Annotated in this window: 19 protein-coding genes and 1 tRNA gene; 10 read left to right on the plus strand and 10 right to left on the minus strand. The window is 71.1% G+C overall.

Annotation, left to right across the window (positions count from 1 at the left end; all coding sequences use genetic code 11):
• Window positions 1-46 precede the first annotated feature (46 nt).
• Window positions 47-3310: an efflux RND transporter permease subunit gene (locus ACZ3II_RS01065; protein WP_465515584.1), complete on the minus strand. Its 3264-nt coding sequence runs from the start codon at window positions 3308-3310 to the stop codon at window positions 47-49.
• Window positions 3311-3463: 153 nt separating this feature from the next.
• On the opposite strand from ACZ3II_RS01065, the gene ACZ3II_RS01070 reads away from it, so the two are divergent.
• Window positions 3464-3925, plus strand: coding sequence for a MarR family transcriptional regulator (locus ACZ3II_RS01070; RefSeq protein ID WP_465515585.1), 462 nt, complete (start codon window positions 3464-3466; stop codon window positions 3923-3925).
• Window positions 3926-3981: 56 nt separating this feature from the next.
• Here ACZ3II_RS01070 and thrC read toward each other — a convergent pair whose 3' ends face one another.
• The 4 genes from thrC to argS form a co-directional block, all read right to left on the minus strand.
• Window positions 3982-5031, minus strand: coding sequence for a threonine synthase (gene thrC / locus ACZ3II_RS01075; RefSeq protein WP_465515586.1), 1050 nt, complete (start codon window positions 5029-5031; stop codon window positions 3982-3984).
• A gap of 145 nt (window positions 5032-5176) precedes the next feature.
• Window positions 5177-6475: a homoserine dehydrogenase gene (locus tag ACZ3II_RS01080; protein WP_465515587.1), complete on the minus strand. Its 1299-nt coding sequence runs from the start codon at window positions 6473-6475 to the stop codon at window positions 5177-5179.
• The gene (lysA, locus tag ACZ3II_RS01085; RefSeq protein WP_465515588.1) at window positions 6472-7857 is read right to left on the minus strand and encodes a diaminopimelate decarboxylase; all 1386 of its coding nucleotides are present in this window, start codon (window positions 7855-7857) and stop codon (window positions 6472-6474) included. Before lysA ends, ACZ3II_RS01080 begins: the two co-directional genes overlap by 4 nt.
• A gap of 3 nt (window positions 7858-7860) precedes the next feature.
• Window positions 7861-9522 carry an arginine--tRNA ligase gene (gene argS / locus ACZ3II_RS01090; RefSeq protein ID WP_465515589.1) on the minus strand — a complete coding sequence of 554 codons (1662 nt, stop codon included), beginning with the start codon at window positions 9520-9522 and terminating at the stop codon, window positions 7861-7863.
• An 88-nt stretch (window positions 9523-9610) separates the two neighbouring features.
• Here argS and ACZ3II_RS01095 point away from each other — a divergent pair, with 88 nt between their 5' ends.
• The 3 genes from ACZ3II_RS01095 to ACZ3II_RS01105 all read left to right on the plus strand — a co-directional run bounded on the left by ACZ3II_RS01095 (window position 9611) and on the right by ACZ3II_RS01105 (window position 11218).
• The gene (locus ACZ3II_RS01095; RefSeq protein ID WP_465515590.1) at window positions 9611-10399 is read left to right on the plus strand and encodes a DUF3105 domain-containing protein; all 789 of its coding nucleotides are present in this window, start codon (window positions 9611-9613) and stop codon (window positions 10397-10399) included.
• Window positions 10396-11040, plus strand: a complete 645-nt coding sequence (locus tag ACZ3II_RS01100) for a DUF305 domain-containing protein (RefSeq protein ID WP_465516573.1) — start codon at window positions 10396-10398, stop codon at window positions 11038-11040. The genes ACZ3II_RS01095 and ACZ3II_RS01100 overlap by 4 nt, the downstream gene beginning before the upstream one ends.
• Before the next feature lie 106 nt (window positions 11041-11146).
• Window positions 11147-11218 (plus strand) — tRNA-Arg (locus ACZ3II_RS01105).
• A gap of 333 nt (window positions 11219-11551) precedes the next feature.
• On the opposite strand, the gene ACZ3II_RS01110 is transcribed toward ACZ3II_RS01105, so the two are convergent.
• Together ACZ3II_RS01110 and ACZ3II_RS01115 are read right to left on the minus strand one after the other, a co-directional pair.
• Entirely contained in the window at window positions 11552-13387 is a 1836-nt protein-coding gene (locus tag ACZ3II_RS01110; protein WP_465515591.1) for a capsular polysaccharide synthesis protein, read from the minus strand.
• A gap of 86 nt (window positions 13388-13473) precedes the next feature.
• The gene (locus ACZ3II_RS01115) at window positions 13474-15000 is read right to left on the minus strand and encodes a serine/threonine-protein kinase (protein ID WP_465515592.1); all 1527 of its coding nucleotides are present in this window, start codon (window positions 14998-15000) and stop codon (window positions 13474-13476) included.
• A gap of 159 nt (window positions 15001-15159) precedes the next feature.
• Here ACZ3II_RS01115 and ACZ3II_RS01120 point away from each other — a divergent pair, with 159 nt between their 5' ends.
• From ACZ3II_RS01120 to ACZ3II_RS01130, 3 genes are read left to right on the plus strand one after another with little or no spacing between them, the layout of a single operon-like run.
• Window positions 15160-15618 carry a hypothetical protein gene (locus ACZ3II_RS01120; RefSeq protein ID WP_465515593.1) on the plus strand — a complete coding sequence of 153 codons (459 nt, stop codon included), beginning with the start codon at window positions 15160-15162 and terminating at the stop codon, window positions 15616-15618.
• 41 nt (window positions 15619-15659) lie between these two features.
• A complete protein-coding gene (locus tag ACZ3II_RS01125) occupies window positions 15660-16250 on the plus strand; it encodes a TetR/AcrR family transcriptional regulator (protein ID WP_465515594.1) in 591 nt (196 codons plus the stop codon).
• Entirely contained in the window at window positions 16247-17803 is a 1557-nt protein-coding gene (locus tag ACZ3II_RS01130; RefSeq protein WP_465515595.1) for an MDR family MFS transporter, read from the plus strand. The genes ACZ3II_RS01125 and ACZ3II_RS01130 overlap by 4 nt, the downstream gene beginning before the upstream one ends.
• A gap of 65 nt (window positions 17804-17868) precedes the next feature.
• Here ACZ3II_RS01130 and ACZ3II_RS01135 read toward each other — a convergent pair whose 3' ends face one another.
• Window positions 17869-18225, minus strand: coding sequence for an STAS domain-containing protein (locus tag ACZ3II_RS01135; RefSeq protein WP_465515596.1), 357 nt, complete (start codon window positions 18223-18225; stop codon window positions 17869-17871).
• A 289-nt stretch (window positions 18226-18514) separates the two neighbouring features.
• On the opposite strand from ACZ3II_RS01135, the gene ACZ3II_RS01140 reads away from it, so the two are divergent.
• Window positions 18515-19474, plus strand: coding sequence for a helix-turn-helix transcriptional regulator (locus ACZ3II_RS01140; protein ID WP_465515597.1), 960 nt, complete (start codon window positions 18515-18517; stop codon window positions 19472-19474).
• Between the two features lie 7 nt (window positions 19475-19481).
• Here the strand turns inward: ACZ3II_RS01140 and ACZ3II_RS01145 are convergent, their stop codons facing one another.
• Window positions 19482-19820: a hypothetical protein gene (locus ACZ3II_RS01145; protein ID WP_465515598.1), complete on the minus strand. Its 339-nt coding sequence runs from the start codon at window positions 19818-19820 to the stop codon at window positions 19482-19484.
• Window positions 19821-20175: 355 nt separating this feature from the next.
• On the minus strand, window positions 20176-21063 hold the full coding sequence (locus ACZ3II_RS01150) for a Gfo/Idh/MocA family protein (RefSeq protein WP_465515599.1): 888 nt from the start codon (window positions 21061-21063) through the stop codon (window positions 20176-20178).
• Between the two features lie 77 nt (window positions 21064-21140).
• Here ACZ3II_RS01150 and ACZ3II_RS01155 point away from each other — a divergent pair, with 77 nt between their 5' ends.
• A complete protein-coding gene (locus ACZ3II_RS01155; protein WP_465515600.1) occupies window positions 21141-21506 on the plus strand; it encodes a hypothetical protein in 366 nt (121 codons plus the stop codon).
• Complete coding sequence (locus tag ACZ3II_RS01160) at window positions 21499-21927, plus strand: hypothetical protein (RefSeq protein WP_465515601.1); 429 nt, start codon at window positions 21499-21501, stop codon at window positions 21925-21927. The genes ACZ3II_RS01155 and ACZ3II_RS01160 overlap by 8 nt, the downstream gene beginning before the upstream one ends.
• Window positions 21928-21958 lie beyond the last annotated feature (31 nt).

Here is a 21958-nt window from a genome sequence, read left to right on the forward strand (position 1 = left end):
GCGATGCCCGGCCCCGCACGGGACCGGGCATCGTCGTGACCTCCGCCTACTCGGCCGGGTTCACCGGCTTGCGGGGCATCTTCAGCACCTCGAACTGGTCGGTCAGACCGCGCAGCGCGGACTTCCCGCCCTCGGAGCGGGCCTCGTGCGCGCCGCCGCCGGACTCCGGCGCCGTCCCGGCCGGAACCAGGTCGTCGGCGGGCTCGTCGGCCGCGTGCCGCGGCCCCTCGCCCGTGCCCTTGCGCAGGCGCTTGGCCTGCCGCTTGGCCCGGCTCTTCTCCTTGCGGTTCTCCACCATGGTGTAGAGCGTCGGCACCAGCACCAGGGTCAGCAGCGTCGAGCTGATCAGACCGCCGATCACCACGATGGCCAGCGGCTGGGAGATGAAGCCGCCCTCGCCGGTGAGGCCGAGCGCCATCGGGATCAGCGCGAAGATGGTCGCGATCGCGGTCATCAGGATCGGCCGCAGCCGGTGCCGGCCACCCTCGATCACCGCCTCCTTCACCCCGTAGCCCTGGGCCCGGTAGTGGTTGATCAGGTCCATCAGCACGATCGCGTTGGTGACCACGATGCCGACCAGCATCAGCACACCGATCAGCGCGGGCACGCCCAGCGGGGTGCCGGTGAGCAGCAGCAGGCCGATCGCGCCGGTCGCCGCGAACGGGATCGACACCAGCAGGATCACCGGCTGCAGCAGGCTGCGGAAGGTGGCGACCATGATGATGAAGACGATCGCGATGGCGACCAGCACGGCCAGGCCGAGCTGCCCGAACGCCTCCTCCTGGTCGGCGGTGGCGCCGCCGATCACGACCTCCGCGCCGGGCGGCAGGTCGAGCGCGTCGATCTGCTTCTTCAGGTCGGCGTTGATCTGGCGGAGGTTGTCGCCGGCGACCACGCCGGTGACGGTGGCGGTACGGTTCCCGTCCACCCGCGTGACGGTCTCCGGTCCACCGACCTCCTTGACGTCGGCGACCTGGTCCAGCGGCACGAGGCGGGCCGGGGTGGCCAGCGGCACGGCCCGGAGCGCGGCCGGGTCGGCCGGTGCCTTGCCGAACGAGATCACCACGTCCTGGGTGGTGCCGTCGACGCTGATCTCACCGGCCGGGGCGCTGCGGAACAGACCCGCCACGGTCTGTCCGATCTGTGCCTCGGTCAGGCCGGCGGCCGCGGCGGCCTTGCGGTCCACCACCACCTCCAGCCGCGGGACGCTGGCGACCAGGCTGGTGTCCACCTCGGTGACCCCGTTGATGCCGGCCATCTGGGCGCGCACCTGCTCGGTGGCGGTGGCGAGCACCTCGTTGTCGGCGGCGGAGACCCGGACGGACAGCGAGCCGCCACCCAGGCCGGAGCTCTCCTGACCGATTTTGATCTCGCCGGCGTTCTCCAGCTGCTCGAACTGCCGCTTCAGCTCCTCGGAGAGCTGCTCGGCGTCGGCGTCCTCGGTGAGCGCCACGTTGTAGTTGGCGCTGGACGCCCCGCCGCCGCCGGCGAACGGGTTGCCCGAGCCGCCGCCCACGGTGACCTGGTAGGTCGCTATCTCGCCACGGGTGGCGAGCAGCGCCTCGACCTTCTTGGCCGCCGCGTCGGTGGCCGCCAGGCTGGTGCCGGCCGGCATCTCCTGGCTGATCTGGATGCTGTCCTGCCCCGACTCGTCGAGGAAGTTGGTCTCCAGGTTGCGGCTCAGCACGCCGGTGCCGAGCAGCACCAGCACACCGATCAGCACCGTGGTCCAGCGCTTGGTGGTGGCGAAGTTGATAATCGGCAGGTAGGCGCGCTGCAGCGGGTTGCGCAGCTCCTTCTCCTCGGCGGCCTTGCGGATCGCCTCGGTGTCGGCGCCGGGCGGCGGCGGCTTGAGGAACCAGTACGCCAGCACCGGCACGATGGTCAGCGACACGAACAGCGAGGCCAGCAGCGCCACCGTCACGGTGATCGCGAAGGACGAGAAGATCTGCCCGACCAGGCCACCGACCAGCGCGATCGGGGCGAAGACGGCGACCGTGGTGAGCGTCGAGGCGACGACCGCGCCGGCCACCTCACGGACCGCGCCGAGGATGGCGTGGACCTTCTCCTCGCCGTACTCCAGATGGCGTTTGATGTTCTCCAGGACGACGATCGAGTCGTCCACCACCCGGCCCACCGCGATGGTCAGCGCGCCGAGGGTGAGCAGGTTGAGGGTGTAGTCGCCGATCCACAGGGCGATCAGCGCGACCAGCACCGACAGCGGGATGGAGACCGCGGTGACCAGCGTCGAGCGGACGCTGAGCAGGAAGATCAGGATGACCACGACCGCCATCACCAGGCCGAGCAGGCCCTCGGTGGTCAGGCTCTCGATGGACCGCTCCACGTACGGCGCCTGGTCGGTGATGACCGTCAGGGTCGCGCCGGAGTCGCTCTGCAGCTTGTCGAGCAGGTCCCGCACCTGGTGCGAGATCTCCACCGGGTTGCCGTCCGGGCGGGCCGTGACGGCGATGCCGAGACTGTCCACCCCGTCGGTCCGGGTGTACGACTCGGCGGCCGGCAGCTTGCTCTCCACCGCGGCCACGTCACCGAGGCGCACCGGGCCCCGGGAGCCGGTCAGGTAGACGTTCTTCAGCTGGTCGACGGTGGTGATCGGGGTGCCCACCTGCACGGTCAGCGACTTGTCGCCCTCGACGACCGCGCCGGCCGGGATGGAGACGCCGTTGGCCTGCAGCACCGTGGTCAGCGACGCCGGGCTGATCCCGGCCGCACCGAACTTGGCCAGGTCGGGGGTGATCACGACCTGCTTGGCGCGGGCGCCGGTGACCTGGGTGTCGCGGACGCCCTCGATCGCGTTGAGCTCGGGCACCACCGTCTCGTTGAGCTTGGTGAGCAGCGCGGCCTCGTCACCGCCGGGGGCGGAGGCGGCCAGCACGATCGCCGGGATGTCGTCGGTGCCGCCGGCGAAGACCGTCGGGTCGACGTTCTCCGGGAGCTGGGACCGGATCCGGTTCACCGAGGTGGTGACCTGGTTCACGGCGGACTCGATGTCGGTGCCGTAGTCGAACATCACGACGACGCTCGACACGTTCTCCCGCGACGTCGATGTCACGGTGTCGATGCCGTCGATGCCCTTGACGGCGTCCTCGATCGGCTTGGTCACCTGCGTCTCGACCGCTTCGGGCGAGGCGCCGGGCAGCACCGCGCTGACGAAAGCGGCGGGCAGCTCGATCGACGGGAAGAGCTGCTGTTTGAGGGACGGGATCGCATAGATTCCGAAGCCGCTGATCACCAGGGCGATCAGGGCGACGAGACCTCGGTTGGCAAGGCTGAGCCGTGTCAGAGCTGACATGGGCGCTCCCCCGAGAAAAGTTCGGTCGATATTGATAGTTTGCATGACGCGAACAAATGGTTTTCCACCGGCCCCGGTTGATACCGTCGGGCCACACGCACGTGACAGAAGGAGCAGGCGCTGAGCCAGGAAGAAAAGCTGATCGCCGACATCATGGGCGCGTCGATCCAGCTGGAGCACCTGTTCGCCGACGACCGGTCGGACCCGCTCTTCTCGTCACACCTGACGATGTCCCAGCTGAAGATCATGCTGCTGCTGTCCCGGCACGGCACGCTCGCCGGCGGGGAACTGGCGCGGATGCTCGGGGTCGGCGCCGCCGCCCTCAGCGGCATGATCGACCGGCTGGTCGTGCAGGATCTGGTGACCCGCACAGAGGACGTCAACGACCGGCGGGTTCGCCGGATCGGACTCACGCGCGCGGGCACCGAGGTCATCGAGGGCATCATCACGGCAGGGGTGGCAAAACAGCGCCAACTCCTCAGCCGGCTCTCAGCGGAGGAGCTCACGATCGTGGCCAGAGCGATGGAGCTACTGGTCCGCGAGGCGGGAAGCCAGATAGCCGAAGAGGCCGCGGCCAGTCTTTCAGAACACGCCGCGGCCGATCCGGAGAACTGAGAACCCAGCGTGTTGATTTGCGCCGCTATGCGCGCCCGGAATCAACACGCTGGTTCTTACGCCAGGTCGAGGGCCTTCGCGGCGATCAGGGCGTCGTTGGGGATGACCGTCGGGGACGGAGCGGTGGAAATCGCCCACTCCGGGTCTTTCAGGCCGTGGCCGGTGACCGTGCAGACCACCCGCGAACCGGCCGGGATCCTCCCCGCCGCCGCCTGCTGCAGCAGGCCCGCCACGCTGGCCGCGCTGCCCAGTTCCACGAAGACGCCGACCTCACGGGCCAGCAGCCGGTACGCGTTGAGGATGTCCCGGTCGGTGACCGCCGAGATCAGGCCGCCCGAGGCGTCCCGGGCGTCGAGCGCCTTGGTCCAGCTCGCCGGGTTGCCGATCCGGATGGCGGTGGCGATCGTCGACGGCTGCTCGACGACCTTGCCGTTCACGATCGGGGCCGCCCCGGACGCCTGGAAGCCGTACATCTTCGGCAGCTTCGTCGAGTTCCCGGCCGCCTTGTCCTCCTGGTAGCCCATCCAGTAGGCGGAGATGTTGCCCGCGTTGCCGACCGGCAGGCAGTGGATGTCGGGCGCGTCACCGAGCGCCTCGACGATCTCGAAGGAGGCCGTCTTCTGCCCGTGCAGGCGGAAGATGTTCACCGAGTTGACCAGCGCGACCGGGTAGTCCTGGGACAGCTTGGAGGCGAGCGCCAGGCAGTCGTCGAAGTTGCCGTCCACCTGCAGCAGGCGGGCGCCGTGCACCAGCGCCTGGGCCAGCTTGCCGAGCGCGATCTTGCCCTGCGGCACGAGGACCGCGCAGGTGATGCCGGCCCGGGCCGCGTACGCCGCCGCGGAAGCGCTGGTGTTGCCGGTGGACGCGCAGATGATCGCCTTGGCGCCCTCCTCGACCGCCTTGGAGACCGCCATCGTCATGCCCCGGTCCTTGAAGGAGCCGGTCGGGTTGGCGCCCTCGACCTTGAGGTAGACGTCGGCGCCGACCCGCTGGGACAGCACCGGGGCCGGCACCAGCGGGGTGTTCCCCTCGTGCAGCGAGACCACCGGAGTGGCGTCGGTGACCGGCAGTCGGTCCCGGTACGCCTCGATCAAGCCCCGCCACATGGCCGTACTCCCTCACCTAAACGCTCGACAAACGAGCACAGCGTGCCCGAAGCATCCGGCCCATGGGACCGGACGCCCACTATTCAGGACAACCAGCGTGTGGATTCCGGCCGTCATACGCGCCCGAAATCAACACACCGGAATCTCAGCCTGCGCCACCCTCGACGCGCAGCACACTGGCGATCGACCGGACGATGTCCAGCCGCGACAACGCCTCGACGGTAGCCGCCAGTGCCGCGTCCGGGGCACTGTGCGTGACGATGACCAATTTCGCGTCATCTTCACGACCGGACTGCCGGACCGTCGCGATGGAGACCTCGTGCTGGGCGAAGACCCCGGCCACGGTGGCCAGGACGCCCGGCTTCTCGGCCACGTCGAGACTGATGTGGTACCGCGTCATCGACTCGCCGATCGGGCGGACCCGTAGCTGGGCGTAGTTGCTCTCGCTCGGCGCCCGCGTGCCGGTCAGCTTGTTGCGGGCCGCCGCCACGATGTCGCCCAGAACCGCGCTGGCGGTCGGCCGGCCACCCGCCCCCCGGCCGTAGAACATGAGCGGCCCGGCCGCCTCGGCCTCGACGAACACCGCGTTGAACGCGTCACCGACGCTCGCCAGCGGGTGGGTGAGCGGGATCATCGCCGGGTGCACCCGGACGGAGACGGAGTCGTCTCCGCGCTGCGCGATGCACAGCAGCTTGATGGTGCAGCCCATCTCCCGGGCGCTGGCCATGTCACCGGCGGTCACCCCGGTCATGCCCTCGCGGAACACGTCCGCGGCGGTGACCCGGGTGTGGAAGGCGAGCGAGGCGAGGATGGCGGCCTTCGCGGCGGCGTCGAAACCCTCAACGTCGGCGGTCGGGTCGGCTTCCGCGTACCCCAGCTCGGTCGCCTCCTCGAGGGCCTCGTTGAAGCCCGTGCCCGTCGACGCCATCGAGGAGAGGATGAAGTTGGTGGTGCCGTTCACGATGCCGGTCACCGCGGTCACCCGGTCGCCGTGCAGCGACTCGCGCAACGGGCGCAGCAGCGGGATCGCGCCGGCCACCGACGCCTCGTAGTACAGGTCGGCGCCGCCCTCGGCGGCGGCGTCGTGCAGCGCGCCACCGTCCTCGGCGAGCAGCGCCTTGTTCGCGGTGACCACGCTCTTGCCCGCCCGCAGCGCCTCGACCAGCCAGGTCCGGGCCGGCTCGATGCCACCGACGACCTCGATCACCACGTCCACGTCGTCCCGCTTGATCAGGCCGAGCGCGTCGGTGGTGAACAGCGAGGGATCCACCGGCAGGTCGCCGCGCTCCCGGCCGGGCCGCCGCACCGCGATGCCGACGATCTCGAGAGGGGCACCGATCCGGGCGGTCAGGTCCTCGGCCTGCTCGTGCAGCAGACGGACCACTTCAGTGCCGACGGTGCCGCAGCCGAGCAGGGCCAGCCGGACCGATTTCGCTGAGCTCATCCAACATCCAATGCAAGCAGGTCGTCCTCGGTCTCCCGGCGCACGATGACGCGGGCGGCGCCGTCGCGGACCGCCACCACGGGAGGCCGGGGAACGTGGTTGTAGTTGCTGGCCATGCTCCGGCAATAGGCCCCGGTGCCCGGCACAGCGATAAGATCTCCGGGCTGCACGTCGCTGGGCAGGAATTCATCCTTCACGACGATGTCCCCGGACTCACAATGTTTTCCCACAACGCGGGCGAGCATCGGCTCCGCGTCGCTGCGCCGGTTGGCCATCGTCGCCGAGTAGGACGCGTCGTACAGAGCGGTCCGGATGTTGTCGCTCATCCCGCCGTCGACGCTCACGTACGTCCGGATGCCCTCGCGGTCCTTGACCGTCCCCACCTCGTAGAGGGTGAAGACCGACGGCCCGACGATGGCCCGGCCCGGCTCGATCGACAGGTGCGGCTTGCGCAGCGACGCCATCTCGCACTCGGCCTCGACGATCTTGTTGATCCGCTTGGCCAGGTCGCCGGGGGTCGAGGGGTCGTCCTGGGTGGTGTACGCGATACCGAAGCCCCCGCCCAGGTCCAGCTCCGGCAGCTCCACCCCACGGGCGTCACGGATCTGCGCCTGCAGCTCCAGGATCCGCCGGGCGGACACCTCGAACCCGCTGGTGTCGAAGATCTGCGAGCCGATGTGCGAGTGCAGGCCGCGCAGGTCGAGCACGTCCTCGTCGAGGATCTGCGCGGCGGCCGCGAACGCGGAGCCACCGGCCAGCGAGAACCCGAACTTCTGATCCTCGTGGGCGGTCGCGATGAACTCATGGGTGTGAGCCTCGACACCCACCGTGACTCGGATCAGCACACCGGGCCGCTTGCCCAGCTCGGTGGCGAGCGCGCTCAGCCGGGCGATCTCGTGGAACGAGTCGACGACGATCCGCCCGACCCCGGCCTCCAGGGCCCGGCGCAGCTCGCTCTCCGACTTGTTGTTGCCGTGGAAGCCGATCCGCTCGGGCGGGAACCCGGCCGCCAGCGCCACCGCCAGCTCGCCGCCGGAGCAGACGTCGAGGAACAGCCCCTCCTCCTCGACGACCCGGACGACGGCCTTGCAGATGAACGACTTGCCGGCGTAGTAGACGTCGGCGCCGGAGAAGGCCGCCGCGAAGTCCCGGCAGCGGGCCCGCAGGTCGTCCTCGTCCAGCAGGTAGGCGGGAGTGCCGTAATCGGCCGCCAGGTCGGCGACGCTCACGCCGCCGATCTCCAGGGCTCCGGCGGCGTCGCGGGTCACGGTCCGCGGCCACAGTTGCGGTACGAGGGCGTTCACGTCCTCGGGGGTACGCAGCCAGGCCGGCCCTCGGCTGCCGAGGTCACCGTGCAGGGCCCCGGCCTCGTGTGCGCGCATGCCTTACATCCTCTCCGGAGCGGAGACCCCGAGGAGGTCCAAACCGTTGGCGAGCACCGTACGGGTGGCCTCGGCCAGCCACAGACGCGACGCGGCGAACTCGGAGACCGGCTCGTCGCCCTTGGGCAGCACCTGGCAGGCGTCGTAGAACCGGTGGTAGTCGGTGGCCACCCGCTCCTCCAGGTAGACCGCGATCCGGTGCGGCTCACGCAGCTCGGCGGCGGTCGCCACCACGCCGGGGAACTCACCGAGGGTCTTCAGCAGGTTCCGCTCCCGGTCGTGGGAGAACAGCGCCGGGTCGTACTCCGTACCGCGCTCGACCTTCTTCTCCGCGGCGTTGCGCAGCAGCGAGCAGATCCGGGCGTGCGCGTACTGCACATAGAAGACCGGGTTGTCGCTGGAGTTCTTGGTGATCTCCTCGATGTCCAGCGTCAGCGTGGAGTCGGTGGAGGACCGGGCCAGCGAGTACCGCGCGGCGTCCGCGCCGACCGCCTCGACCAGCTCGTCCAGCGTGATGATGTTGCCGGCCCGCTTCGACAGCCGCACCGGCTGCCCCGCCCGGACCAGGTTGACCAGCTGGCCGATCAGGATCTCGATGTTCTTCGCCGGGTCGTCGCCGGCACACGCCGCGATCGCCTTGAGCCGGCCGATGTAGCCGTGGTGGTCGGCGCCGAGCAGGTAGACGCACCGGTCGAAACCGCGCTCCCGCTTGTTGATGTAGTACGCCGCGTCGGCCGCGAAGTAGGTCTTCTCCCCGTTGGACCGGATCAGCACCCGGTCCTTGTCGTCGGTGAAGTCGGTGGTGCGCAGCCAGATCGCGCCACCGTCCTCGAAGATGTGCCCCTGCTTGCGCAGCTCCTCGATGGCGTGCTCGACAGCGCCGCCGTCGTGCAGCGTCCGCTCCGAGAACCAGACGTCGAAGTAGACCCCGAAACGCTCCAGGCTCGCCTTGATCTCGGTGAGCATCAGCTGGTAGCCGCGCTCCTCGAAGACCGGCAGCGCGACGTCGGCCGGCCGGCCGATCAGCGTGGGGTCGGCGTCGGTGATCGTCGTGGCGATCTCGGTGATGTAGTCGCCGACGTAGCCGCCCTCCGGGGTGGGCTCGCCGTTGGCCGCCGCGAACAGCGACTGGGCGAACCGCTCCATCTGGGCGCCCGCGTCGTTGACGTAGTACTCACTCGTGACCTCGGCGCCGGCGGCGGTGAGCACCCGGCGCAGCGAGTCGCCGACCGCGGCCCAGCGGGTGTGCCCCAGGTGGATCGGGCCGGTCGGGTTCGCCGAGACGAACTCGAGGTTGACCTTCTCCCCGGCGAGGGCGGTGTTCCGGCCGTACGCTGAACCGGTCTCCACCACCAGGCGCGCGATCGCGCCGAGCGACGCGTCGTCCAGCCGGATGTTCAGGAAGCCGGGGCCGGCGATCTCCACTGCGCTGATCCCGTCCCGGCGGCCCAGCTCCTCGGCGAGCGCCGCGGCCAGCTCACGCGGGGCGACACCGGCCTTCTTGCCCAGTTGCAGGGCCAGGTTCGACGCGTAGTCGCCGTGCTCGGGGTTGCGCGGACGCTCCACCGTCGTCGTGACGGGCAGCAGCGCGACATCGAGTCCGCGCGTCTCGAAAACGGCACGAGCGGCTGAGAGAACGGTGTCAGCAAGGTTGGCGGGAGTCACTCAGCCATGCTATCGGGGGTAGACTTCGGCGTTCGGCGGCCACCCGAGCCCCGCCCCTTCCCCTTATTCGAAGAATCGACGAGGCACGATGAGCATGAGCACGCCGGGGCCCGAACGGGTCCCGTCCACCGTCAAGGTCGGCAAGACCACCGGCCAGGGCAACCCCCCCTCGGGCAAGCCCGGCGCCGGCCGTCCCGGTGGCGCGAACCGTCCCGCCGGCAAGGGCAAAGGCAAGAAGGGCCGCAAGGTCACGCCGGTCAAGGCCGGTGGTGGCAACGCGGGCCCGATCGCGATCGCCGCCGTCGTCGTGCTGATCGCCGTCGGCATCATCGGCTGGGGTGTCTTCGCGTCGGTCAAGTCCGACAAGGAGAAGGAGACCCCCTGGGAGGACCGTGCCGCCGCCATCGCCGGCATCGTCAACTACCGGGAGAGCAACCCCGACATGATCAAGGGCGGCCAGCACAAGGACGGCAAGCTCAATTACGAGCAGAACCCGCCGGTCGCCGGTGAGCACAACGCCCGCTGGCAGAACTGCAACGGCATCGTCTACCCGGAGCCGATCGCCAACGAGCACGCGGTGCACAGCCTCGAGCACGGCGCGGTCTGGATCACCTACAAGCAGGGTCTGCCCGAGGACCAGGTGAAGACGCTCACCGCCAAGGTCGAGGGCCGCGAGAAGACCATGATCAGCCCGTACGCGAACCTCAGCAACACCGTCTCCCTGCAGGCCTGGGGCTACCAGCTGAAGGTCGACTCGGTCGACGACCCGCGGATCGACGAGTTCATCAAGGCGCTCCGGGTCAACGCCTCGATCGAGGGCCCGACCGCGCTCTGCGACAGCGGCGTCTCGGCCACCGGCGACGGACCGCAGGCCTGACCTTGTCCGACGAGGAGGAGGCGGGCTCCGGCACGGCGCCCGCACGGTTCAGCTACTGGATCCCGCTCGCCCTGGTGATCGGTCTGGTCCTGGGCGTCGCCATCGGGTTCCTGGTGCCGCGCGGCGAGAGCCTGCCCGGCGACGACTCCCCGGAGGCCGGCTTCGCCCGGGACATGACGACCCACCACACGCAGGCGGTGGAGATGGGCCTGATCGCGTACGTCCGGGCGCAGGACCAGGACGTCCGCCAGATGGCCGTCGACATCGCGCTCAACCAGCAGGGCCAGATCGGCATGATGCAGGCCTGGCTGCGCGAGTGGGGCCTGCAGCCGACCGGGTCCCAGCCGCCGATGGCGTGGATGCCCGGCGGCGAGGAGAGCGTGGTGAACGGCCTGATGCCCGGCATGGCCACCCAGGACCAGCTCAAGCAGCTGCGGGAGGCGACCGGCGTGGCCGAGGACAAGCTGTTCCTCGAGCTGATGGTCCAGCACCACCTGGGCGGCGTGCACATGGCCCAGGAGGTCCTGGAGCTCAGCGACGACGAGGAGATCGTCGAGGCCGCGCAGCTGACCATCAACAGTCAGCAGCGCGAGCTGACCGACATGCGCTCACTCCAGAAAAAGCTCGAAACCGCCTCCTGACCAGACACAACGGATGGGCCGCCGGTTCTTGATCGGCGGCCCATCCGTTTTCGGCGATACCGGTTGGCCCACCCCTCCGGCGGCCTGCTAGTGTTCTCCTCACTGAGCCCCCGTAGCTCAGGGGATAGAGCGTCGCCCTCCGGAGGCGAAAGCGCAGGTTCGAATCCTGCCGGGGGCACGAACTCTGCCGCCCCATGTCCGCTGAGAAGCGCGGACCTGGGGCTTTCGTCATTTCTGCCTGGGGCCGAGGCCCCCGACCCCGCGTTACGGGTGTGCGGTTTGCCGCTCGGCTTGCGGCTTGCGTCGGGTGGCCGCCCGTCCGCGGTACGTGGTTCGGCGGGCGGTGTGATGGTGGTCACACCGGCGACACCCAGGTCACCTTCCTCGCCCGTCATCGGGTTCCTGAGTACCGCCGCCCGCTACGCCCGGATCACCGCGCCGGTGCACCTGACCCGGTGGGAGAGGCCACGCGCCGTGGACCGGCAGCCGCGCCTAACCGGGCGGCGAGGGGTCACGCGCCGTACAGGTGATCGCCGCGGATGATGCGGGCCAGGTAGGACTCGCTGCTCATCGGCTCGGCCGGGATCCGCAGCTTGTGCACGAAAGCGCCTTCCATGATCGTCTGGAACATCTCCGGCTCGTACCGGCGCAGCATCACCGACTGCAGCGCGTGCGGCGGCGTCGCGTTGAGGCGCAGGCCGGCGTCCCACTCCGCGCGGAACCGGTCGTCGAGCCGGTGCAGCATCTCGAAGACGTGGTGGTGCAGCAGCGGGTCGAGGCCTTCGCCGCGTTTCTCCCACCACAGGAACGACGCGGCCCGCCACAGGTGCATGACGTAGCTGTCGCGGCGGCCGGCCAGGAACCAGTTCGACAGGTACGGCCCGGTGTAGTTGAACGCGAACACGCTGCTCTTCGCCAGCGCCCGGTCGACGTGCGGCCGCAGCGGCTCGGACACCAGGCAGGTCGCGTCCACCCAGATCCCGCCGAACTTCTCCAGCAGCGCCATCCGCAGCAGGCCGGAGAAGTGGACATGGTCGGCGGGCAGGTCCGCGGGCACGTCGACGTAGGCGCCGATGTTCGCCAGGCTGAGTTCGTGCACCGGCCCGTTGCTCCGGCGCAGCGCGGCCAGGCAGGCGCGGACCACCGGCGGCGCGGCCTCGAAGCCCTGCGCCCAGTAGACGAAGACCGGCTGGTCGAAGGTGCTGTCGACGGGCCGGGCGAGCCGCTGGGCGGCCTGGGTGCGGATCTGTGCCAGGTGCTCGGCGAGGAAGACGCCGACCTGCCGCCGTGCACCGAACGAGGTGACGTCGGAGTCGAGCAGGGCGGGGCCGTCGAACGGGAGCTTGGTGTCGTACGCCAACGCCGCGGCCGATGCCCGGCGGCTGTCGTCGCGCCGTTTCAGCTTGTCGTAGGCGTGCGCCAGGGCGTACCCCCGCTCGTACGCCTCCGGCTGTTTCGCCACCGCGCCGCGCAGCAGTTGCTCGGCCGCCGCCCAGCGCTGCTCGTCGAGGGCGATGCGGCCCAGCTCGTACGCGGCCTCGCCGTCCGGGTCACCGGCCTTGACCACCCGGCGCAGCGCGGCGACGGCGGCCTCCCGGTCGCCCTCGGCCAGCGCGATCCGGGCGATCACCGGCGGGTCGTCGCCGGCGGTGGCCCGCAGCGCCGCGGCCTCCTCGGGGGTGAGCACGGGCGGCACGACCGCCGGGGACGGCAGCAGCGTGCGGCGCGACGGTGAGGCGTCCGGCCGGCCGGTCCACTCGTAGGTGTACGACCCGTCGGAGGGGGTGGAGCCGTCGAAGTAGCCGACCGGCTCGGCGGTCGCGGTGACCACCAGGTCGTACCAGATCACCGGCCCGACGCCGGCCACCAGCCCGACCCGGACCTCCCGCGCCCCGGCCGGGACCGTGAAGGTCACGCTGATCCGGTGGTGCCCGTGCTCGTCACGGGCCGACGCCGACCGCACCGGCGCGCTGAACTCCGCGCCGTCCGACGTCCAGTCGGCCACCAGGCACGGGACGTCAGGGCCCAGCGGCGCGTCCTGGAACAGCGACACGCCCGCCGAGTAGACCGCGCCGGGCTCCGCGGGGAACACCGCGGCGAACCAGGTCTCCGCGCCGCTCACCCGCATGCCGGTGACGCCCGGGCGACCGGGCACGTCGACCTGCCCGGACTCCAGCGACTGGGGCAGCCGCATCCCGGCCGGGTCGCCCCGGAACCCCGGGTCGGGCGCCAGGTTCACGATCGACGGTGGGACCGGGACGGGCGCGGGCTGCGGCGGCGGGGTGCGGCGCAGCGCCTCCCGGAACCGGGTGATCATGCTCGGGCCAGTGGGTGCGGTCGCCGTCATCGATGTCCCTTCGCAGCGTGCCGCCGCAGTTTAGTCGGACATCCGGCGCTCCCCGGCAGGGAGCGGACAGCGCATCCCGGGGGCCGTCACAGCGGCAGCACCACGGCGGACGGGCGGTCACCCACACACGTCACGTTCATCCGGTGCCGGGACAGGTCACCGGCGAAGACCACCACGGCGGCGAACGCCGGGCCCGGGTCGGCGCGTTCCACGGTGAAGCCGGACGCCGGTTCCCAGGTCAGCAGCTCGGCGCCGGCGGGCACGCACCGCGCCAGCACCGAGCCGCCCGCCGACTCCAGGCGGGTGCCGGCCGGCGCCGGCGGATCGGACGGCCCGGGCACGCTCACGCTCGGTTGCGGTCCGGCCGGCGACGACGCCACCGGCGAGACCGGCACGACCGGGCGGCCGGGTACCACGGGGACGACGCTCGCGCTGGTCGCCGCCAGGCTCTCCGGGCGCTCGGCGGTGCGGGAGGGGCGGGTCTCCACCGGTTCACCGGGAGCGGACCTGCTCACCTTCGGTGACGACGCGGGCGGTGCTGCCACTCCGGGGACGCCGGGCGGATCACCGTCGCCCCCGGTCAGGGTCAGCAACAGCGGCACCGCGGCCAGCACGGTCAGCGTTCCGGCCACGGCGGGCAGCCGCGCCTTGCGCCACCCCTTGCGCGGTACGCCCACCGCGGCGTCCCCAGGGCTCCCGGCGGCCACGCGCGGCGGTGTCACCGGGCCGGTCCCGTGGACACCGGTCGGCTCCTCCCACGGATCCAGGGGGCCGTCGGGTGCCCGTACCCCCAAGGCTCTCGTGGTGTTGGCGGCCTCGGCCGCGTCGCCCAGCAGGCCCGCCACCTCCGCCGCGCCCGGCCGCAGATCCGGATCCTTCGCCAGGCACCGGGTGACCAGCCCGGCGATCTCCGCGGGCACCCCGGGCAGCTCGGGCAGCGGCAGTGGCTCCTGGTAGACGTGCGCGGTGAGCATCTGGGTGGTGGTCTCGACGGTCCACGGCGCGGTTCCGGCGAGCAGCCGGTAGAGCAGCACGCCGAGCGCGTACACGTCGGAGGCCGGCGCGATGGTGCCGCCGGTGAGACGCTCCGGGGCGAGGTAGGCGGGCGTGCCGAGCAGGGCGTCCTCGGGCGAGGCGGGCCCGGCGACGGCCGCGATGCCGAAGTCCACCACCTTGGCGCCGGAGTGCGCGAGCATGATGTTGGCCAGTTTGATGTCGCGGTGCACGAGCCCGTCCTCGTGTGCCACCGCCAGCGCGGTGGCCACTTCGCCGCAGATCCGGAAGACCGTCCGGGGCGGGATCCGGCCGCGGGCCACCCGCTGCTGCAGGGTCGGGCCGTTGATCAGTTCCATCACGACGTACGGGACGTCGCCGGATTCGCCGAAGTCGTAGATCTGCGCGATGTTCGGATGCGAGAGGGTGGCCGCCGCCCGCGCCTCGTGCAGGATCCGCCGGGCGAAGCGGGGATCGCCGGCATAGCGGCCGGCCAGCACCTTCACCGCCACCGGGCGGTTCAGCACCTCGTCCAGGGCGTGCCAGACCGCGGCCATGCCGCCGCGGCCCAGTTCGTTGATCAGCCGGTACCGCCCGCCGAGTCTGCTGTCCTCCTCCACTCGAGGCAGTCTGCCGGGCCACCCGCCGGATCGCATAGTCGAGCGTCATTCGCCTTCCGGCCACCGACAGGGTCCTGATCTGGTGATATCGGTCCTGACGGGCGCCCGGCGCCCCTCCGATTCGCCCTGACGGGTGACACCGGCCGTAGGGTCGCCTCCATGACCGAGAACTGGCGGCATCTGCCCGCACCGGCCCGTCCCATCGCCGCCGCGGCGACCGCCGCCGTCGAGGCGGTCCGGGCCGGCGACCACGCGGCTCTGGACGAGGCGACGGCCGATCTGGCGGCGCTCGACCCGGCCCCGACCGGCCTCGTCCTCGGTACGGCGGTCCGGCTGCTGCTGGAGGACGGCCATCCGGACGGTCTCGGCGCCGAGGAGGTGCGGGCGACGCTGGCGAGCGCGGTCCGCTCGTGGCCGGCGGCCGATCCGCAGGTGGTGCTCTGGCTGCTGGCCGGGTCGCTCGGGGTGCTGGAGGAGGACGGGTCGCCGGGCCCGAAGCCGGGCGCGCTGGCCCGGAACGCGGCGGTGCTCCTCGCCGACCTGCTGGCCGGGCGGCCGATCGGGCCCTGGTGGACGGCGGCGCTGGCGGAGATCGAGCGGGCTCAGCTCAACGACTAATAACTTTGCAGAAACTGCAAGTTTGGTTCTAAGGTCTCCGGGTGCCCCCGGAGACCCCACCCCCGCCCGGCCGCCGGGAGATCAAGCGCCGGCAGACCCGCGTCGCCCTGATCACCGCGGCGCTCCGCCTCGCCGACGAGCGCGGCGCCGACCGGGTGACGGTGGACGAGATCAGCGCGGCGGCCGATGTGTCGCCGCGCACGTTCTTCAACTACTTCGCCACCAAGGAGGACGCCCTCGTCGGCGACCCCCTGGAGGGCTGCGCCCCGCCGTCGATCGGGGACGGCCCGCCGCTGGACGCGCTGCTGGAGTCCCTCGTCCCGGCGCTGGAGCAGATCCAGCGGGACCGTGACCTCTGGCTGCTGCGGATGCGGGTGATCGCCGCCAACCCGCAACTGCTGCCGCTGCTCATCGCCGCGGCCGCCTCCGCCGAGCAGCGCCTCGCCGACGCCCTCGCCCAGCGCGGCGACCTCCCTGCGGATCACGCGTTCCCGCAGGTCGTCGCGTCGGTCGCGAACGCCGCGGTCCGGGTCGCGGTGATGCGCTGGGCGAACGACGGCGACGCCCGCCCGCTGATCCAGCACGTCCGTGAAGCCTTCGCCATCCTCGCCTCGATTGAAAGAAGCCGATGACAGCAGTACAGCCCGAAACCACCGCCGAGAAATCCGGCCGGATGTCTCAGCGGGAGGTGGTGCAGGCGCTCTCCGGCCTGATGCTCGGCATGTTCGTCAGCATCCTGGCCTCCACCATCGTCTCCAACGCGCTGCCGCGGATCATCGCCGATCTGAACGGCAGCCAGTCGGTCTACACCTGGATCGTCACCGCCGAGCTGCTCGCCATGACGGCCACCGTCCCGCTCTGGGGCAAGATGTCCGACCTCTACAGCAAGAAGCTGCTGATCCAGCTCTCGCTCGGCCTCTTCGTGGCCGGCTCACTGGTCGCCGGCCTCACCCCGAACGTCGAGGTGCTGCTGGTCAGCCGGGTGCTGCAGGGTGTCGGCGCGGGCGGCATGAGCGCGCTCGCGATCATCGTGATGGCCGCCATGATCCCGCCGCGCGAGATGGGCCGTTACTCCGGCATGTTCGGCGCCGTCTTCGGTGTCGCCACCATCGCCGGCCCGCTGATCGGCGGCGTCCTGGTGGACACCTCCTGGCTGGGCTGGCGCTGGTGCTTCCTGATCGGCGTGCCGTTCTCGCTGATCGCGATCGCCCTGCTGCAGAAGACCCTGCACCTGCCGGACGCCCGCAAGGCCAAGGTCAGCATCGACTGGCTGGGCGCTTTCCTGATCACCGCCGGTGTCAGCACCCTGCTCATCTGGTCCACGCTCGCCGGTGACAAGTTCGACTGGGGCTCCTGGCAGACCGTCGCGCTGGTCGCGGCCGGCCTGGCGCTGCTCGCCCTCGCCGTGCTCGTCGAGTCGAGGGCCAAGGACCCGATCATCCCGCTCACGATCTTCCGGCACCGCACGGTCACCCTGACGATCGTCGCGAGCGTGCTGGTCGGCGTGGCGATGTTCGGCGGCACCGTGTTCCTGTCGCAGTACTTCCAGGTCTCGCTCGGCAAGTCGCCGACCGTCGCCGGCCTGATGGGCCTGCCGATGGTCTTCGGCCTGCTGGTGTCCTCCACGGTGGCCGGCGGCCTGATCACCAAGTACGGCAAGTGGAAGATCTACCTGGTCGCCGGCTCGATCGTGATGACCGTCGGCATGCTGCTGCTCAGCACCATCGACGCGCACACCAGTGTGCCGGTCATCTCCGCCTACATGGCCGTTCTCGGCGTCGGCGTCGGCCTGCTCATGCAGAACCTGGTGCTGGCCGCGCAGAACGACGTGCCCGCCGCCGAACTCGGCGCCACCACCTCGGCGCTGACCTTCTTCCGCAGCATGGGCGGCTCGATCGGGGTCAGCGCGCTCGGCGCGGTGCTGACCCACCGGGTCACCTCGCTCTTCAGCGAGAAGTTCGGCGCCTCCGCCGCCGGCAGCGGCGAGGTGCCCGACCTGCAGACGCTGCCGCCCGAGGTGAAGGCCGTGGTCGGCGAGATCTACGGTACGGCCACCGCCGACCTGTTCCTGGTCGGCGCCCCGATCGCGTTCCTCGCGGTCCTCGCGGTCGTCTTCATCAAGGAGAAGCCGCTCTCCACCCTGTCCGGTGACGAACGGCTGAAGCAGGAGACCGCCCTGCACTGACCCCGCACGGGAGGGCCGGACCGGTCGTTATCGGTCGGCCGGTCCTCCCCGGACGGGTGAAAAAGTCAGGACGGGCGCAGGCCGACGGAGGTCCGCGGGCTCGGCGGCTCGGCACACCCGAGGAGTCCGACCAGGCCGGAGACCCAGAGCTGCCGGTAGACCGTGGCGCTGGGGTGACTCACCACCAGCTTCACCCCGCACGCGGCGGCGGTGTGGAAGCAGGCGACCAGAATGCCGATCCCGATGCTGTCGATCAGCATCACTCGTTGCAGGTCCAGACAGATCCGGCCCGGCGTCATCGTGGTGAGGACGTCGTTGACCGCGTCCCTCATGACGTGAGCGTTGTCCAGATCGATCTCTCCGCTGGGAGCGATCTCGACAGTGCCGTCGGCCAGCTGGCGGGTCGTGATCGGCAGATACACAGCTGCCCTCTTCCTGGCGTCCAGCCGGGGCTGACGCCGACTTGCCGCGGGACACGGTTGCGCCGCCCCGAGATGGGGGTCGTACGCGTGTGGCGCTTGCTGGGGCACCGACTCCGAACCCGCGCTCCTACAACAATCCGCTGGTCTGCAAGTTACGCCACGTAGGCGCGGAACGCCAGAGTAGTTCATATGGCCGGAATGTGCTGGAACGGTCAGCGTGTGGCGGCCACGTTGACGGTCCACCGAGTCGGACCGAATACTCACCGTATGTGTTGGAGCGCCGGGCGGCATGACTGACGCCTTACCGGGCGCCGCGCCGGCGCCGGGCATCGTCTACTTCGACGGGGTTGACCTCCTGAATCGTTTCTACCGCCCACGATCCGGGGCCGGCGCCGCCCCACCCGCCGCCGAGGTGATCCAACTCGGACCTCTGACTGTCGGTCACCTCACGTTCGCCCGCAGCGCGACCCTGGACGTCGCCGAGGTCGACGCCTACCACGTGACCCTGCCGACAGCGGGCCTGGTCCGGGCCCGTTACGCCGGGCAGGAACTGACCGCCACCCCCGCCACCGCCCTGGCGTTCCGGCCCGGCGACCGGATCCAGTTGCGACACGAGCCGAACACCACCGAGTTCGACGTACGGATCGAGAGCTGGGCCCTGGAGGCGGAACTCGCCGCGCTCCTCGGCCACGCCATCGACGGCCCGATCGACCTGCCGCCCGCCTTCGACCTCACCGCCGGGCCCGCACACAGCTGGAGCCGCCTCATCCGCCTTCTCGGCGACGAACTCGACCACCGGAGCAGCCTGGTCCACGAGCCGCTCATCGCCGAACAGCTCTGCGGCAGCGTGCTCAGCGGCCTGCTGCTCAGCGTGCCGCACCGGTACCACGAAGAGCTCGTCGCGCCGGCCGCCGCCGGGCCGCCCCGGGCCATCCGGCGGGTCCTGGAGGCGATCAGCGACGAACCCGAGCGCGCGTTCACCGTCAGCGAGATGGCGGCCATCGCCGGGATCAGCGTCCGGTCCCTGCAGTCCGGGTTCCGGCGGCACGTCGGGGACGCGCCGATGGCGTACCTGCAGCAGGTCCGGCTCGCCCGGGTGCACGAGACGCTGCGGCTCAGCGACCCGGCGGAGGCCACCGTCGCGACGGTGGCGCACCGCTGGGGGTTCACCCACCTCGGGCGGTTCGCGTCCGCCTATCGGAAGCGCTTCGGAGAGTCACCGTCGGAGACTCTCCGGCACACCACCTGAACGGGTGTCACTCGCCCGGGTCACAGCGGCGCGGCTGCGGCACACCGCCGGTGCGGCGGGAGGTGTCCGGCGTACCGAAGAAGTGTCCCGGGGCCGGTTCCCAGTCGCGCCAGGCGGACAGCCGCGGCGGCACCGTGGCCATCTCGCCGTCACCCGGCCGGCATCGCTCCCGGAGGTAGGCGACCACGCGCTCGGCGGCCGCCCCGCCGTTCTCCGCCATGCTCAGCAGCAGCCGGCGATCATCGTCCAGGCCGTCGGGCCCACCCGCCGTGAGCAGCGCAGCAAGGCCCGCCAAGGCCCGCGCCACCTCGGAGGCGTCCCGCTCGGCATCCCACAGGCCCGTCACTCCCGCGCTCCCCAGCGCGAGGCCGGCATCCCGTCTGACATGGCTGTGCGGTCGGTCATGCAGTGCATCCCCTCACCCGACACGCGCTCGGCGGCGGCCGGGACCGCCACCACCGGGCGATCCGGCCCCCGGTGCACGTGACAAGCCGAAAATGTATTCGGCTCGCTACTATGCGTCCATCCGTAACGCGCAGGTTCTGTCCAGTTAGCGCTCAGTTCGGCCAGCACCTGTTCGCCGGGCGATTACCAGGTGTAGAAGGTCGCTAAACGGGTACGGGCAACATTCTCAAGAATCCGGCTGGTTCTCCGGGCTGTCTCACGCGCCGGGAGACAGCCGTGAGAACCAGCCGGGGCGTTCAGAGCCGGATCGTGGCGCGGGCGTCGAGGGAGCGCTCGGCGGCGGCCAGGATCGCCGTCACGCCCGCCCCGAAGCGGATGTCACAGGCGGATGCCGGACCGCCGGACGCGGCCACGATCAACTGGTCGAGAGCCCGGCTGAACGCCTCGGACGGCGCCCACTCCCCGCGCGGCACCACCCGCACCCCCGCCTCCCCGCTGAAGACGGCCTCCTCGCGGGCCGCGGCGGGCGGCGCGTCGACCGCCAGGGTGAGCCGGCTCACCGCGCCGCTCTCGTGCTTGAGCAGCAGGAACGTGAGGTCCCGGTCGCCGGCCACCGCGGTCACCTCGGCGACCGGGCCGAGCACCGGAAGGACCAGGGCCAGCGCGTGCGGGCCGACGTCCCACAGGCCGCCGCGCTCCCGCCGCCACGGCGACGCACCGAACGGGTTCCCCGGCTGGAAGATCGATCCGAGATGGTCCACCCGGGCCTCGCTCCAGCCGCCTGACGCCGTCGCCTCGGTGAGGAAGGCGTCCAGCCCGGGCGTGAACCGGCGGGTGAAGAACACCACCGACGCGACGTCCGCGGCCGCCGCCACCAGGGCTTCGGCGTCTTCGGTACGGGTGGCGACCGGCTTGTCCAGCAGCAGGTGCCGGCCCGCGCGGGCGGCGCGGACCGCGAGCGGCGCCTGCACGTCCGGCGGCAGGGCGATCGCAACCGCGTCCACGTCACCGATCAGGGCGTCGGCATCGGCGTAGGCGCGCACGCCGTGCCGCCCGGCGAGTTCGGCCGTCTTCTCCGGGTCACGTCCCCAGACACCGGCGAACTCCACCCCGGGGTGGGCGGCCAGCGCCGTCGCGTGCGGATCGCGGGCCCACAGCCCCGTACCGAAAAGTCCGAACCGCACCGGATCGCCCGCCTTACTCGTCGATGATCGCCAGGCCGGAAGTTACCAGGCCGGAGGCACCTCAGTAACCTGGCCGGGTGAACGGTCCCCTGTCCACGGCGACGATCATCGCCGCGCTGCTGCTCGCCGCCTGGTACCTGCTGCGGGCTGCCCTCGACCGCGCCCCGAACCGGGCTGACCTGATCGCCGTCGCCGTCCTCGGCGCCCTGGTCACCGTCCTCGCCGGAGTCGCCGTCGCCGGCCTCTTCGACGGCAGCCGCCCCGCCGATACGGCAACGTTCGTGGGATACCTGTTCACCACGGTCGCCTTCGCCCCCGCCGCCGCCTGGCTCGCCAAGATGGAGCCGACCCGCTGGGGCAGCCTGATCCTCGGCATCGGCTGCCTCGTCCTGCCCGTCCTCGTGCTGCGCCTGCAGCAGATCGCGTCGGTGACCGGTGCCTGACAACGAACACGCCGCCGTCTCCACCCGCCCCCGGGACGCCGCCCTCGGCTCCGGGATCGGCCGGGTCCTGCTGCTGGTCTACGGCACGTTCGCGCTGTCGGCGAGCGCCCGCGCCCTGGTGCAGATCACCACGCACTTCCGCGAGGCGCCGCTGGCCTATCTGCTCTCCGCCTTCGCCGGCCTGGTCTACATCGCCGCGACCGTGGGCCTGGCCCGCGGCGGTCCGCGGGGCCGGATGATCGCCCTGGTCAGCTGCACCATCGAGCTGGTCGGGGTGCTGGTGATCGGCACCCTGAGCATCGCCGACAGCGTCGCCTTCCCGGACGCCACGGTCTGGTCCGACTTCGGCGCGGGGTACGGCTACGTGCCCCTGGTGCTGCCCTTCGTCGGCCTCTGGTGGATCTGGAAGCGGCGCGCCTAGAGCCGTGTGTGGAGTTCGGCCGTCATGCGCG

The organism is Actinoplanes sp. NPDC019969, from assembly GCF_055562375.1.

What these genes read in the sequence shown, in the direction of transcription:
- ACZ3II_RS01065 (WP_465515584.1), bottom strand. Translation starts at nt 3,310, where the DNA reads ATGTCAGCTCTGACACGGCTCAGCCTTGCCAACCGAGGTCTCGTCGCC.
- ACZ3II_RS01070 (WP_465515585.1), top strand. Translation starts at nt 3,464, where the DNA reads ATGGGCGCGTCGATCCAGCTGGAGCACCTGTTCGCCGACGACCGGTCG.
- thrC (WP_465515586.1), bottom strand. Translation starts at nt 5,031, where the DNA reads ATGTGGCGGGGCTTGATCGAGGCGTACCGGGACCGACTGCCGGTCACC.
- ACZ3II_RS01080 (WP_465515587.1), bottom strand. Translation starts at nt 6,475, where the DNA reads ATGAGCTCAGCGAAATCGGTCCGGCTGGCCCTGCTCGGCTGCGGCACC.
- lysA (WP_465515588.1), bottom strand. Translation starts at nt 7,857, where the DNA reads ATGCGCGCACACGAGGCCGGGGCCCTGCACGGTGACCTCGGCAGCCGA.
- ACZ3II_RS01095 (WP_465515590.1), top strand. Translation starts at nt 9,611, where the DNA reads ATGAGCATGAGCACGCCGGGGCCCGAACGGGTCCCGTCCACCGTCAAG.
- ACZ3II_RS01110 (WP_465515591.1), bottom strand. Translation starts at nt 13,387, where the DNA reads ATGACGGCGACCGCACCCACTGGCCCGAGCATGATCACCCGGTTCCGG.
- ACZ3II_RS01120 (WP_465515593.1), top strand. Translation starts at nt 15,160, where the DNA reads ATGACCGAGAACTGGCGGCATCTGCCCGCACCGGCCCGTCCCATCGCC.
- ACZ3II_RS01130 (WP_465515595.1), top strand. Translation starts at nt 16,247, where the DNA reads ATGACAGCAGTACAGCCCGAAACCACCGCCGAGAAATCCGGCCGGATG.
- ACZ3II_RS01140 (WP_465515597.1), top strand. Translation starts at nt 18,515, where the DNA reads ATGACTGACGCCTTACCGGGCGCCGCGCCGGCGCCGGGCATCGTCTAC.